Annotated in this window: 12 protein-coding genes; 3 read left to right on the top strand and 9 right to left on the bottom strand. The window is 69.1% G+C overall.

Annotation, left to right across the window (positions count from 1 at the left end; genetic code table 11):
• Nucleotides 1-189 precede the first annotated feature (189 nt).
• On the bottom strand, nucleotides 190-1851 hold the full coding sequence (locus ABT009_RS44385) for an IS1182 family transposase (protein WP_351308132.1): 1662 nt from the start codon (nucleotides 1849-1851) through the stop codon (nucleotides 190-192).
• Nucleotides 1852-1976: 125 nt separating this feature from the next.
• Between ABT009_RS44385 and ABT009_RS44380 the strand changes: the two genes are divergently transcribed.
• Entirely contained in the window at nucleotides 1977-2513 is a 537-nt protein-coding gene (locus ABT009_RS44380) for a hypothetical protein (protein ID WP_502990085.1), read from the top strand.
• A gap of 34 nt (nucleotides 2514-2547) precedes the next feature.
• Here the strand turns inward: ABT009_RS44380 and ABT009_RS44375 are convergent, their stop codons facing one another.
• The 3 genes from ABT009_RS44375 to ABT009_RS44365 all read right to left on the bottom strand — a co-directional run bounded on the left by ABT009_RS44375 (nucleotide 2548) and on the right by ABT009_RS44365 (nucleotide 5244).
• Entirely contained in the window at nucleotides 2548-3288 is a 741-nt protein-coding gene (locus ABT009_RS44375; protein WP_351308129.1) for an FG-GAP repeat domain-containing protein, read from the bottom strand.
• Nucleotides 3234-4007 carry an FG-GAP repeat domain-containing protein gene (locus ABT009_RS44370; RefSeq protein ID WP_351308126.1) on the bottom strand — a complete coding sequence of 258 codons (774 nt, stop codon included), beginning with the start codon at nucleotides 4005-4007 and terminating at the stop codon, nucleotides 3234-3236. Before ABT009_RS44370 ends, ABT009_RS44375 begins: the two co-directional genes overlap by 55 nt.
• 139 nt (nucleotides 4008-4146) lie before the next feature.
• Entirely contained in the window at nucleotides 4147-5244 is a 1098-nt protein-coding gene (locus tag ABT009_RS44365; protein WP_351308123.1) for a YeiH family protein, read from the bottom strand.
• 91 nt (nucleotides 5245-5335) lie between these two features.
• Here ABT009_RS44365 and ABT009_RS44360 point away from each other — a divergent pair, with 91 nt between their 5' ends.
• A complete protein-coding gene (locus ABT009_RS44360; RefSeq protein ID WP_351308120.1) occupies nucleotides 5336-6379 on the top strand; it encodes a LysR family transcriptional regulator in 1044 nt (347 codons plus the stop codon).
• 277 nt (nucleotides 6380-6656) lie between these two features.
• Here ABT009_RS44360 and ABT009_RS44355 read toward each other — a convergent pair whose 3' ends face one another.
• Nucleotides 6657-7883 (bottom strand): serine hydrolase domain-containing protein, encoded by a 1227-nt coding sequence (locus ABT009_RS44355; RefSeq protein ID WP_351308118.1) that lies wholly within the window; start codon nucleotides 7881-7883, stop codon nucleotides 6657-6659.
• Between the two features lie 206 nt (nucleotides 7884-8089).
• Between ABT009_RS44355 and ABT009_RS44350 the strand changes: the two genes are divergently transcribed.
• The gene (locus ABT009_RS44350; protein ID WP_351308115.1) at nucleotides 8090-8518 is read left to right on the top strand and encodes a PPOX class F420-dependent oxidoreductase; all 429 of its coding nucleotides are present in this window, start codon (nucleotides 8090-8092) and stop codon (nucleotides 8516-8518) included.
• 12 nt (nucleotides 8519-8530) lie between these two features.
• Here the strand turns inward: ABT009_RS44350 and ABT009_RS44345 are convergent, their stop codons facing one another.
• The 4 genes from ABT009_RS44345 to ABT009_RS44330 all read right to left on the bottom strand — a co-directional run bounded on the left by ABT009_RS44345 (nucleotide 8531) and on the right by ABT009_RS44330 (nucleotide 13468).
• Nucleotides 8531-10093 carry a glycoside hydrolase family 43 protein gene (locus ABT009_RS44345; protein ID WP_351308113.1) on the bottom strand — a complete coding sequence of 521 codons (1563 nt, stop codon included), beginning with the start codon at nucleotides 10091-10093 and terminating at the stop codon, nucleotides 8531-8533.
• 151 nt (nucleotides 10094-10244) lie between these two features.
• Nucleotides 10245-11141: a carbohydrate ABC transporter permease gene (locus ABT009_RS44340; RefSeq protein WP_351308110.1), complete on the bottom strand. Its 897-nt coding sequence runs from the start codon at nucleotides 11139-11141 to the stop codon at nucleotides 10245-10247.
• On the bottom strand, nucleotides 11141-12094 hold the full coding sequence (locus ABT009_RS44335; RefSeq protein WP_351308107.1) for a carbohydrate ABC transporter permease: 954 nt from the start codon (nucleotides 12092-12094) through the stop codon (nucleotides 11141-11143). The genes ABT009_RS44340 and ABT009_RS44335 overlap by 1 nt, the downstream gene beginning before the upstream one ends.
• 102 nt (nucleotides 12095-12196) lie before the next feature.
• Nucleotides 12197-13468 (bottom strand): ABC transporter substrate-binding protein, encoded by a 1272-nt coding sequence (locus ABT009_RS44330; protein ID WP_351308105.1) that lies wholly within the window; start codon nucleotides 13466-13468, stop codon nucleotides 12197-12199.
• Between the last annotated feature and the right edge of the window lie 88 nt (nucleotides 13469-13556).

Genomic DNA, 13556 nt, shown 5'->3' with positions numbered 1-13556 from the left:
TTCGCTGCCTCGTGCGGCGGGGCCCCGCTATCGATCATCAAGGAGTACATCGACAACCAGAAGCGCCCCGACTGAGGTCAACAGTGCGGACCCGTGGGAACCTGCGCGTCAGAGCAGTCCAGAGAAGCGCTTCCTCCCGGGCGTGAACGACTCCGTTGGGAAAGGCGCAAAGCGGTTCTCGTGATCAGGTCATGCCGCAAGGGCAAGCCGGGCGAGGTGGGAGACACGGGTCGCGCCGAGTGGGGTGCCATTCAGCCAGGCGTCGACGCGGGTGATGTTGAGGGCGGTGGCGCAGAGGACGTTCGCGAGATGGGTCTTGCTCTGACCTCGGTAGGGGGTGCGCCGCAGGCGGGTGCGGCGGACGGCCTGGGAGATGGTGCCTTCCACCCCGGCTCGCGCGTCGTAGCGCTTTTTCCACGCGTCTGTTTGATGCTCCGCGCGTCGTTGTTCCAGGATCTGTTGCTGTTCTTGGGGCAGCAGGGTCAGGCTGCGGCCCCACTTGCCGTTGGCCGCTTTGGTGCACCTCGCTCTGAGCGGGCACGGGTCGCAGTCGGCGAGTGCGAAATGCACCCGGACGAGGGGGGTGCCGCTGGCTTTGCGCTGGTCGGACCAGCTGACGCTGGCCGCGCCGCCGGGGCAGGTGACCTTCCGGGCGTCCCAGTCCGTGGTGAAGGCGGCCTGGGTCAGGTCCGGTGCCTGCGCGTCGCGCCCGCTGTGGTGGGTATCCATGCCGACCGGTCCGAGCAGGTCGATGCCGTGCTCGTCGCGGGCGGCCAGGATGTGGGCGGCGGTGACGTATCCGGCGTCCACCACATGCTCGCGTGGCGCCAGCTTCCGCCGGGCCAGATGCTGGTGGACGACCGCGGTGACCTCGGTGTCGTTGACGGTGGCGTTCGTGGTCTCCACGTTCGTGATGAGATGCGGGTCATCCAACTCGCAGGTCTCGCTCAGGTGGACCTTGTAGCCGCACCAGCCCGACCCGCGCTTGATGCCGTAGTGGGCGTCGGTGTCATAGGGCGAGGACAGCCGATCTCTGGCCGGCGGGAGGTCCTTGCCCTCCCGCCAGTGCACCCCCTGCCCGTCCCGGTGGTACTGCTCCGCCCAGGCCCGGCGCAGGATGCGCACCGCGGGGACCTCACGCAGCCACAGCGGAGCATCCGCGTGATCGATGGCGTCCAGGACGGCGAACCCGTCCCGGCCGACCTGTTCGGCCCATTCCCGGCGGACGTTGTCGCCTTTAGGGAATCGGTAGTTGTCGACCTTGACCCCGTAGCGCTCCACCCACCCGGGGCTGGTCAACCCACCCAGCCAGTCGGGGGCGGCCGCGGCCAGTGCCTCCAGCGCCGCCCGCAGCGTCTCACCGACGAACTCCATCCGGTTCAGCGTGCGCACCGCGGCCAGCACGTGCGTGGAATCGGTCCGCTGCCTGCCACCGGCCCGCAGCAGTGCTGCATCCGAAAGCCGGGACAGGACCACCCCCAGGACTCGTTCTTCCAGCCCGTGCGTGATCAGACGGGAGCGGAAGTCACCCAGCACGGTGAAGTCGAATCCCGGATCATCCAGCTCCAACCCGAGCAGGAACTTCCAGTCCATGCGAGCCCGCACCTGGTCAGCGGCCTGTCGGTCGGACAGTCCCTCCGCATACTGCAACACCGACACCACAGCCAGGGCCCCCGGCGAGATCGCAGGCCGACCCCGGCCGGGGAAAGCCTCGGCGAAGTCCTCGTCCGTGAACAGCGGACCGAGCACCTCCCGGATCCGGATGGCCAAAGTCCCCTTGGGGAACGCGGCCCGCACCACCCGAGCCGTCAGCTCAGGCACCCCGTCATCCGGCCGAGACTCCAGCGACATGCCACTCTCCTCGTCCCACCAACGACCACAGCCCTCAGCAAAACGAACGACACAGCCGTGCTCGAATCACGCGTTTCCCAACGGAGTCGTTCACGCCCGGGGTTCCGCGCTAGATCATGCTGAACATGGACGACGGTGTCCCCGGCGGCATCTGGCTCGACGAGAGCATCCAGACGGCGAAATGGCTCGAGGAGGACGGCACCGTCGACGCCCTCGAACTCACGGCGGGGAGTTCGCTGCTCAACCCCATGTACCTGTTCCGCGGCGAAGCCCCGGTCAGGGAGTTCGCCGAGGCCTTTCCGCGGCTCCAGCAGCTGGGCATCAAGCTGCTCGGGAAGAAGTTCCTCATCGCCTACCCGTACCGGGAGGCGTTCCTCCTCGAATCCGCCCGGCAGTTCCGGGCGGCGCTCGACCTGCCGCTGATCCTGCTCGGCGGCATCACCGACCGCGACACGATGGACCGGGCCATGGCCGAGGGCTTCGAGTTCGTGGCGATGGCACGGGCACTGCTGCGCGAGCCGGATCTGATCAACCGTCTGGCGGCAGACCGCGACACGCCATCGCTGTGCATTCACTGCAACCGCTGCATGCCGACGATCTACACGGGCACCCGGTGTGTGCTCGTGGAACCCGGCGTAGGGGGAGGGGGACCGCCGGGCTGACGGTTTCCGCCCGTCAGCGCGCGACGGCCGCAAGTCAGCCTGCACCGAAGTCCTTGGTCTTGACGAAGTGCCGGTCGCTGGTGGACGGGCCCGCCTTCGTCCCGCGGAGGATCCAGTAACCGGCGTCCTTACGCGGCTTGTTGAAGCCGAAGGTGCCGATCAGGAGTTCGTCGCGGCCGTCCGTGTCGAGGTCGGCGAGGTGGAGATCCCACCCGAAGAAGTCGCGGTCGCCGGAGTGCAGCGGTGAGCCGCCCAGGCCGATGGAGCGCCGGTCGATCCTGAGGATGCGGTCGGCGCTCAGGCCGTCCCCACCGCCGAGGAGTACGGCCACCTGACCGATGCGGCGGTCCCGCCCCCGGGACTGGGCGGCGACGTCGTCGCGGCCGTCGCCGTTGGCGTCGCCGACGACGGGGTCGTGGAGTTCGACCGTACCGAGGTCGGTGGCGGCCCGTCCGCGTCCCGGCCCGTCCGCGCTGCCGTACACGGCGACCGCCTCGTAGTACGACACGCGGCCGAGGATGTCCGTGTGGCCGTCACCGTCGAAGTCACCGGCTGCGATGGGGACCACCTCCGGGGACCCGGAATCATCGCTCGTGAGCCCGGGCACGGGTCCCGCCTCCTCGAGCCCCTTGGGCGTCCCCCGGTAGAACTCCGCGTCGTCGACGTCCGGCATGTCCTCGTCCTCGAAGCGGGCGTCCTCCTCGTCGTACTCCGCCTTGGTCACCAGGTCGTCACGGCCGTCACCGTCGAAGTCGCCGACGACCGTGTGGGCCATGGGCACCCAGCCGTCATGGCCGACGTCGACGCTGGTGGTGGTACGAGGAGCGCCCCGGTCACGGCTGAGCGGGCCGTGCAGGACGGTGGCGGGCTGGGGCCTCTGGTCGTAGTCCGAACTCGGCTCGCCCAGGGTGAGCAGGTCGAGCGCTCCGTGCCGTCGAAGTCGCCGGTGGCGATGGCGTCGTCGGTCTCCGACGGCAACTCGGTCACGCCTGTCGCACCCTTGGGGCCGCCCCACACGATGCGCTGGTAGCGCGTGTACTTCCCGCTGCGGTGGCTGAGTTGGTTGCGTACGACGATGTCGGCGTGGCCGTCGTCGTCCAGATCGCCGGTGAATTGGACGGACCTGTCCTGGAAGATGGCGGAGCTGTCGATCCGGGGATCAGGCTTGGCGAAGTCCTCCGAGAGTCTGAAGGCCCTGGTCGGGTCGAGTCCGGAGGGCGAGGCGAAGGCGATGAAGCGGTTGTTGAACCATTCGCCGCCGGTTTTCGGGTATTTGTACCAGCCGTTGACGACGACGTCGGACCGGCCGTCGCCGTTCACGTCGTCCCGGTTGACTTCGCCCGTGTCGCGGTTGGCCGGTTCCGAGGACGACGGCGCGGACGCCGGCTTGGGCTGCTGGGCCGACCCAGTCCCGTCATCCCCCGAACACCCAGCGGCCAGAAGTGCCGTCGCGCAGACACCGGTCAGGACTGCGGGAAGGCTGTGGCGCTTCATGCCGCAAGTCTGCGCCACGGCCCCTCACGCGTCGATAACGGAGCCGTCATCATCAGACAACAGCGTCCCTGGTCATCAGACACTTCCGTCGTGCGGGGCCTCCTGGCGCGCACTCGGGCGCATGCCCACGTGTGTCTCGTCAGAGCCGACCAGTGATCGCCTGCAGACCGATGCCGGCCGCGCCGACGGCGGTCCAGAGGATCGCGCCCAGCAGCAGTGGCCGAGGACCCGCCTCGCGCAGCTGGGAGAACCTGAGCGACAGACCGATCCCCGACAGTGCAACAGTGATCAGGAACGTGCTGATCACAGGCAGTACCGGCTGCCACGAGGCAGGGATTCCACCAGACGTGGCAACAGCCGACGCGGCCAGGAAGCCGACGACGAACAGCGGGAACGCACGCCATGCCCGCCTGCCGACCTTCCCGTGCCGCTGAACATGCCTGGTTCGCCGGCCATAGGAGCGCCACATCACCAGGGCCGCACAGATCGGCACGATCATGAGGCTGCGGGTCAGCTTGACGACCACCGCATACGCCCCGGCCTCGGTCCCGTAGCTGTAGGCGGTGGCGACGACCGAGGATGTGTCGTTGATCGCGGTCCCGCTCCACAGCCCGAACGCCTCCTGCGACAGTCCGAGCAGGTGGCCTACGGCGGGGAAGAGCAGGACCGCGGCGACGTTGAACGTGAAGATGGTGCCGAGGGCGTAGGCGACCCTGGCCTCGGCCGCGCCCACGGCGGCGGTTACCGCGGCGATCGCCGACGCTCCGCAGATGCCCGTGCCGACTCCGATCAGCAGTCCGGTCTCGCGATGGATCCCGAGCAGTCTGCCGAGGCCCCAGGCGCCGCCCAGCGCCACGGCCAGCGTGCCGAGCATGACCGGCAGCGACTCCATGCCCAAGTGCAGCACATCGCTCAGGGGCAGCCCGGTCCCGAGCACGATGATGGACGCCTGCAGCACCTGTCTGCTGGCTGCCGCGTACCCGGGGAGCAAGCGCTCCACCCGTCCGGGCCCGGCGATCCGCCTCAACAGGGCTCCGGCAAAGGCACCCACGATCATGCCGAACACCGGTCCGCCGACCACCGGGATGAGATGGCCCAGCCATGTAGCCGGCAAAGCCACCGCTGCGGCCACGGCCAGCCCCGGCAGAGCGGCGCTCGCCGCTCGCCCGGAGCGACTCGTGCCGACGAGGATACGCGCCGGCAGTGGCTTGACCGGCTGGGCATACGACGGTTCCATGGCGTCCCTTCCTGGTGGCCTACTGCACGATCGCCGCGTCCCGCCGGTCGCCGGTAGAGACCGATTCCAGAGGAGGTCATAAGCTGTGCTGATGGGGCTACCGCCGGGGACACCTGAGCTCAAGGTGCTGGACCTGCTCGTATCGGTCGCGGAGACGGGCAGTCTCGGCCAGGCCGCTGCACGCCATGGGATCAGCCAGCCGGCAGCCAGCATGCGGATCAGCGCCCTGGAACGCCAGCTCCGGCTCGTCCTGCTCGAACGTGGCCCGACCGGGTCGCGTCTGACCCCGGCGGGCAGCGCTGTCGTGGACTGGGCAATGCCCGTGCTGGATGCGGCTCGGGCCCTGGTCGGCGGAGTCGCCGCGCTCCACGCGGATCAGCAGGGCCGACTGCGGGTCGCCGCTTCGATGACCATCGCGGATCACCGGGTGCCGGGGTGGCTGATCGCCCTGCGCGCCAGGCTCCCCGACGTCAGGGTCGCGCTGCGGGTCGGCAATTCGTCGCAGGTCGCGGACATGGTCCGCAGCCATGAGGCCGAAATTGGGTTCGTCGAGGGTCCGCGCGCGCCACACGGTCTCCGCAGTCGCGCCATCGCGGACGACGAGCTGGTCCTGGTGGTCGCGCCGGGTCACCCGTGGGCCAAGCGCCGAAAGCCGCTCCCCTTGCGGGCGCTGGCCGCCACCCCCCTGATCGTGCGCGAACAGGGGTCGGGCACGCGTGATGCCGTATGGGAGATCCTCCGACGGTCCGCGGAAGCCGCCCCCCTGTCCCTGCCCGCGCCACCGTCGACTCCGGTGTCTTCGACGTGGGCTCAGTCGGGGGCGTCCGCCGCAGGACCCCGGCCGGGACGTGCCGCACGATCCGCCCCCGTCGCCCCGGATAGCCGCGCGGAGCCCGCGCCGCCGGCGGCGGAACTCGGTTCCACCACGGCGATCAAGTCCGCCGTGTCAGCGGGTGACGCGCCTGCGGTACTGAGCCGTCTCGCGGTCTCCGCCGAACTGGCCGACCGGCGGCTGATCAGCGTGCCTGTTGAGGAACCGGCACTGCTGCGAAGGCAGTTCCGCGCCGTCTGGCTGCGCGAGACACCTCCCGCGGGACCGGCGGCCACGCTGCTGGCTCTCGCCTCCCGCGGGTAGCAGCGGGTTACGTGCCGCGCGCGCCGTGCATCAGGGAGCAGGCCTACGCCCTCCCGAGGCGGCAGCCTGGGGCTGTGCCAATGCTCAACCACACAGCCGCGCAGCCGCAGCCCCACCGTGAACCCATCGTGCAGCCCTCTGCACGCGTCCCGCGCCGAGCGTGCCTCCCGCCCTCCGTACGCCCCCCGTGGCCTGGCGGGTTGCCTGCTCCCCGTCAAGGTGAGCTGACCGACTGGCCGCCCACCCTCCGGGACGCGCGACCGAAGCGCACAGCGCCTCAGTCGAGGATCGCCTCATGAACGAGGCGTTTGAGGTCGGCGTAGACCGTGTGGGACCCCGTCGGGCGTACCTGCGTCAGGAACTGCACGGTCAGGTCCTTCTGCGGGTTCACCCAGAACGTCGTCGTCGCGACTCCGCTCCAGCCGTACGTGCCCAGATGGGAGGGCGCCTGCGTGCGGTCCGGATCCACGACGACGGAGACGCCGAGGCCGAAACCGATCCCCGTGTTGCGGGGTTCCGCGTGGGTGGGGCTGCCGAACGTGCGGAGGTCGGCGCCGCCGGGGAGCTGGTTGGACACCATGGTGTCGACGGTCGCCGGGGACAGCAGACGCGTGCCGTCCAGTTCGCCGCGCCGGCGAAGGAACTCCATGAAGCGGTGGTAGTCGAGGGCGCTGGCGACCATGCCGCCGCTGCCGGACAGGAACCGTGGCCGCCCGTGCAGCGGCAGGCCGGCAATGGGGGTGATGCCGCCGTCGGCGGTCTCCCCGTAGAGCTCGGCCAGCCGCTCGGCCTGGTCCTGCGTCACGCAGAATCCGGCATCCCGCATGCCGAGCGGGCCGAAGATCCGCTCGGCGAAGAACGCGTCGAGCGGCTTGCCCGAAACGACCTCGATCACGCGCCCCAGCACGTTGGTGGCGACGGAGTAGTTCCACTGCGTTCCCGGGTCGAACTGCAGCGGCAGACTCGCGTACACGTCGCAGGTCCGCGCGAGGTCGGCGCCTGGCAGCACGGAGGACTCCATACCCGCGGCCCGGTAGAGGGCGTCCACGGGATGGGAGTAGTAGAAGCCGAAGGTCAGGCCCGCGGTATGGGTCAGCAGGTGCCGGATGCGGATCGGGCCCTCGGCCAGCCGCGTCTTGACGTCGGTTCCCTCCCCGCTGTCGTACACCTGGGGATCGGCGAAGGCCGGCAGATACCGGGCGAGAGGGTCGTCGAGGCCGATCAGTCCCTCTTCGAGGAGCATCAGCGCGGCGACGGATGTGACCGGCTTGGTCATCGAGTACATCCGCCACAGGGTGTCTCGCTCAACCGGGAGGGCGGCCTCCCGGTTGCGGCAGCCGTACGTCGTGAGATGCGCGACCTTGCCGTGGCGCGCCAGCATCACCAGGAAGCCCGGCAGCCGCCCCTCGTCGACGAGACGGGCGAGGTGCCGGTCCAGCCGCTCCAGTGCCTCCGCGTCCAGCCCCGCCTCGGCCGGCTCCACCTCTTGCACCAGCTGTTCCATCGTCCGCCTCCGCCTGATCAAGGTGCACAACCGCGCTGCCATGCTCGTGCACAACCGCGCTCCCACGCTCGTGCACGACCGCGCCGCCGCTCTCGGACCACGGACTTCATCGTCTCGTAAACCGCTGGCAACCGTCCCTCGCGTTCATGACCTTCCTGACGGGCCGCGACGGAATTCGGGGCCGTTCTGCCCGCGTTGAGCAGTGCATGACTCAGGACGCGCTGCTCAGCTTGGTCTCCGAATACGACGGTGGGGTGCTGGTCACCCTCAAACGCGACGGACGGCCGCAGCTGTCGAACGTCAACCACGCCTACGACCCCGACGAACGGATCATCCGGGTCTCCCTCACGGACGACCGTGCGAAGACGCGCAATCTACGCCGGGACGCGCGGGCCTCCTACCATGTGACCAGCGACGACCGCTGGGCCTACACCGTCGTCGAGGGCACCGCCGAGCTCACCCCCGTCGCCCGGGATCCCAACGACGAGACCGTCGAGGAACTCGTCCGGCTCTATCGCGACGTGCGCGGTGAGCACCCTGACTGGGACGACTACCGCGCCGCCATGGTCCGCGACCGTCGCCTCGTGCTGCGGCTGCATGTGGAGCGCGCCTACGGCATTCCGCGCGGGCGCTGACCTGCGGGGCCCTCAGCCGACGTCACTCTTCGAGGCGGTGTCACCCTTCGTGTCGGAGATGTTCGTCTGCTCGTAGTCGAACCAGTCGAAGGCCGCGCTGCCCTCGGTGACGTACATGCCGATCACGCGGCCGGTGAAGCCGGTGCCGACCTCGGTCGACAGATAGCGGCCGTCGAGTTCGGCCAAGGGGGCGGCTTCCGGCCCGCCGAGTGAGAAGGCGATGGTGTCCGGTCCGTTGGGCCAGAGGCCGATCTGGTCTGCCGACTCCTCGGCGGCGGAGGTGACGGTTGGGGGCAGCAGGTCGGTCGTACGCACGTCGAGGACGAGGGTGACCGGCCCCGGCGGCACCGGTCGCCGGGCGACGGCCTGACGCAGCGGGCCGATCCGGGCGATCACACTCGCCTCTCCCCCGCCGACCTCGATGTCGTAGTGGTGCGCCTCGTCCATGCGCACGGAGAGCCCGGCGCGGCCCGTTCCGGGGTCCAGGCGGGCGGAGATCCAGCAGTCGGGGTGCTGCTGCCGGCGCCCGATGAACGTGTGGCCCGCGCGGTCGAGGGTGGGCCCTGTCGCGTTCAGGGTCAGCCACCCCGGCCGGTCGCTCAGCGACCAGGAGCTGTCGGTACGGTTGCGCGGGGAGATCCAGCCGGGCGCCAGCGCCGGACCGTCGAAGTCGTCCCGCGACGGCTCGGGGTCGATCGGCTGCCAGGAGGCCGGGGCCGGGTGCTGCTCCAGAACCGGTCCGACCTGCGGCCAGCCGTCCTCCCACCGGACGGGGGTCAGGAACGTCTCCCGGCCCAGGCTGTGGAAGCCGGGGAAGTAGCCGCGGGGCCGCGTGCCCAGCAGCACCATCCACCAGGTGCCGTCGGGCGCGGAGACCAGGTCGGCGTGGCCGGTGCTCTGGATCGGCCGGTCGGTGCTGCGGTGGGTGAGGATCGGGTTGACCGGGGCCGGCTCGAAGGGGCCGCGCGGCGAGCGGGCGCGGGCGATGGAGACGCTGTGGCCGCGGTCGGTGCCACCCTCGGCGACCATGAGGTACCACCAGTCGCCGATGCGGTACAGGTGCGGAGCCTCCGGGTGCTGCAGGCCCGTCCCGGACCACACCTTCAAGGGGCCCTCCAGCACCGTGCCGGTGGCCGGGTCGATGCGGGCCACCTGGACCCCGGAGAATGCGCACCAGCAGGAGCCGTCGTCGTCCCAGGCGAGATCGGGGTCGATGCCCGGGAGGTCGATCCAGACGGGGTCCGACCACGGCCCCTCGGGCCGCTCGCTGGTGACGATGAAGTTGCCCTTGCCGCTGACGTTGGTGGTGATCATGTAGAAGCGGCCGTCGTGGTGGCGGATCGTCGGTGCGTAGATGCCGCCGGAGGCCCGCGAGTCGTCGGGCAGGTCGAGTTGTCCGGGCCGGTCCAGGACGTTGCCGATCTGCCGCCAGTGCACCAGGTCCCGGCTGTGGAAGATCGGTACGCCGGGGAAGTACTCGAAGCTGGAGCACACGAGGTAGTAGTCCTCGCCCACCCGGCACACGCTGGGGTCGGGGTGGAAACCGCTGATCACCGGGTTGTTGTACGTCGGCATACGAAGCGGTCCTTTCGCAATGTCGGGAACGGCGAGGTTTCGGGAACGGGCGAGGCCGGTTGGCGGGGGGCCGGCAGGGCTGCCTGTGGCGGTCAGTAGCGTACGACAGTCGTGATCATGACCACACCGGGCACCGCCCCTCGGGGCTCGGTCACCCCTTGAAGGCGCCGTCCATGATCCCGGCCACCAGGCGGCGTCCGACGAAGACGAACAGCACGAGCAGCGGGATGGTGGCGAGGAAGGAGCCGGACATGGCGAGACCGAGATCGATGTCGCGGTTGTTCTGCAGGGCCTTGATGGCGATCTGCGCGGTGTAGTGCTCCGGGGACTTCAGCACGACGAAGGGCCAGAAGAAGTCGTTCCAGGCCGTGATGTATCCGAAGAGTCCCAGGACGAAGGCCGCGGGGCGGACGATGGGGAACGCGATGTGCCAGAAGATCCGCCAGCTGTTCGCCCCGTCGATACGGGCCGCCTGGATGATCTCGTCGCTGAGCGTTGAAGCGATGTGCTGCCGCATCCAGAAGATCCCGAAGGCGCTGGCCAGGCCGGGCACGATCAGCGCCTGGAGGGTGTCCACCCAGCCCAGCTCCGACATGATCAGGTACTGCGGGATGATCGCGAGCTGGGTCGGCACGGTCATGGTGAGCACGACGATCAGGAACAGCGTGTTGCGGCCCCGGAACTCCAGCTTGGCGAAGGCGAAGCCCGCCAGCGAGCAGAGCAGCGCCTGTCCGGCACCGACCGCCCCGGCGACGATCAGGCTGTTCAGGACGGACTGGAGGAACGGCACGGTGCTGAAGACGAGTCCGGCAAGGTGGAAGAAGTTGTCGCCTGGGATGACCCGCGGCGGCATCTGTGTCGCCGCCGCGGAATCCGTGGTGGCGACCACGAACATCCAGTACAGCGGGAAGACGCAGACGAGCACCGCCAGGATCAGGAAGGCGTAGGTCCACCAGCGGACCCGTTCGACGGGACGGCGGCGCCGCGGCTGCCCCACCGGTCGCGTCGGCCGCGGGGATGGAGGCATCGCGTCGATCGGCTCGGTCATCAGCGCTCCGGGCGGATACGGGTGGACAGGAGGTAGTTGATGCCTGCGACGACGAGGACCAGTACGAGCAGGGCCACTCCGATGGCCGCCGCGTAGCCGAACTGGTACTGGCCGAAGCCCTGTTCGTAGAGGAGGAGGGTAAGCGTCTGGCACTGCCGGGTCGGCCCGCAGGTCAGGGGGGTGCTCGGGTTGAGGAGCAGTGGCTCGGTGAAGATCTGCAGCCCGCCGATCGTGGAGGTGACCACCGTGAACACGATCACCGGCCGCAGCGAAGGGATCGAGATGTGGCGGAACTGCTTCCAGCCGCCGGCACCGTCGACCGACGCCGACTCGTAGATCTCACGCGGTATGGCCTGCAGCGACGCCAGGTACAGCAGGGTGGTGTAGCCGAACCACCGCCAGGTGACCATCGCGGCGATCAGCACCCGGCTGCCCCACGTCGACTGGGTGAAGTCGATCGGCTCCACGCCGCCGAGCCCGAGCAGCCAGTTCAGCAGCCCGTAGTCCCGGTCGTACAGTTGCGCGAAGACGATCGCCGTCGCGGCCACCGAGGTGATGTACGGGACCACCATCGACATCCGGAAGAGGACGGCGAAGCGCAGGCGCGCGTGATTGAGCAGATGGGCGAGGAAGAGCGCCGCGATGAGCTGGGGGACGGTCGACAGCAGCCAGATGCTGATCGTGTTGCGGGTGGCGTTCCAAAAGCGCGGGTCGTCGTAGAGCCGGGTGAAGTTGTCGAAGCCGATGAAGGTGTGGTCACCGATGGGGTTCCAGTCGAACAGCGCGACGTAGAGGGTGAACAGCAGGGGGATGAGGCTGAACACCGCGAAGATCAGGAAGAACGGAGCTATGTAGGCGTACGGGGCTATCCGCTCGCCGATGCTCCGGCGTACGCGCGTCAGGGTTGGGGCCTGGGGAAGTCCCGCCCGTTGCGGGCTGAGGGTTGTCGTCACAGGTCGTCGCTTCCTCGCCGGGGCCTCCTGGGTTCCTGTGGCACCCAGGAGGTCGGGCCGGCTCTCGCAGGGACTGTGTGCCTTACTGCCCGATGGCGGTCTTCACTGCCCGATGGCGGTCTTGATGTTCTTCACCGCGGTGTCCCACGCCTTTTCGGGGTCGCCCTTGCCCTGCTCGACATTGGTGAGGGCGTTTTGGAACTCCTGCCCGATGGTGGAGCTGTCCGGCCCGATGTAGAAGGGCTCAAGGCCGAGCAGCGACTTGGTGTAGATCTGACCCGTGGGAGCTCCGGAGAAGAACTCGTCCTTCATCGCCGTCAGGCGGGAGTCGTCGTAGACGGAGGGCGTGGTCGGCAGGGAGCCTGAGTCGAGGAAGTGCTGGAGCTGCCCCTTCGGGGACTGTGTCGCCTTGATGTAGTTCCAGGCGGCCTGGGGGTTCTTGGCGTTTCGCGGGATCGCCAGGTAGCTGCCACCCCAGTTGCCGTTGCCGCCGGGGATCGTTGCGATGTCCCACTTGCCCTTGGTGCCGGGTGCGTTGGTGCGTATCGAGTTGAGCATCCAGGACGGTGCCGCGATGGCGGCGAACTTGCCCCGTGCCATGCCTGCGCTCCAGCCGTTGGAGAAGGAGCTCTGCTTCGCCGTGATGCCCGCCGCGATGGCCTTCAGCGCCTCGTCGAAGGCCTTCTTGACCTGCGGGCTCTTGGCGTAGATGGGGCTGCGGTCGTCGTTGTCGTAGTACTTCTCGGGTCCCTGGTTGACCGCCTGGTAGAAGACGCTCGTCGCCGCGTTGTCGACGAACGGCTTTCCCGTGGCCTTGGTGTACTTCTTGCCGGTCTCGATGAAAGCGTCCCAGTCGGGCCAGAGCTTGCTGACGGCCTCCCGGTCGGTCGGCAGGCCGGCGGCGGCGAAGAAGTCCTTGCGGTAGGCGATGGCCATCCCGCCGACGTCGGTCGGCACACCGATGATCTGGCCGTCCTTGGTGGTGCTCTGGCTGATCACCCAGTCCAGGTAGTCGCCCTTGACCTTGTCGGCGCCGAACTCCCGTAGATCGTGGAAGTTCTGCGGTTGCTGGACGAACTTCGGCAGGTCGTCGCCCTGGATCAGGACGAGGTCCGGGACCTTGCCTCCGGCCAGCGCTGTCGTCAGCGCCTGGGCGGTCTCCGTCGAGGAGCCCACTTCTGTCAGTTTCACCCGGACGTCCGGGTGCTCCTTGCGGTACTCCTGGACGGCCGCCTTCTGGTTGATGCCGGTGAACGACCAGAAGTCGAAGGACTTGTCGTCGCCCGCGGCGGTGCCGGAGCCGCCTGAGCAGCCGGCGGCGGCGAGCGTGAGGGCCACGACGAGCGCGACCGGCGCGGCGAAACGGAACTTCACGGCGGTTCTTCCTCTCAGGGGGGACCGTCTGGGTCCGGCGGCGGGCCGTCGGAGAGGCCGGGGCCGCGGGAGAGGCCGATCCACGGGG

The organism is Streptomyces sp. NPDC002896, assembly GCF_040295225.1.
In the GTDB taxonomy this organism is placed as follows: Bacteria; Actinomycetota; Actinomycetes; order Streptomycetales; family Streptomycetaceae; genus Streptomyces.
This window is presented reverse-complemented; position numbering and strand designations above follow the sequence as displayed.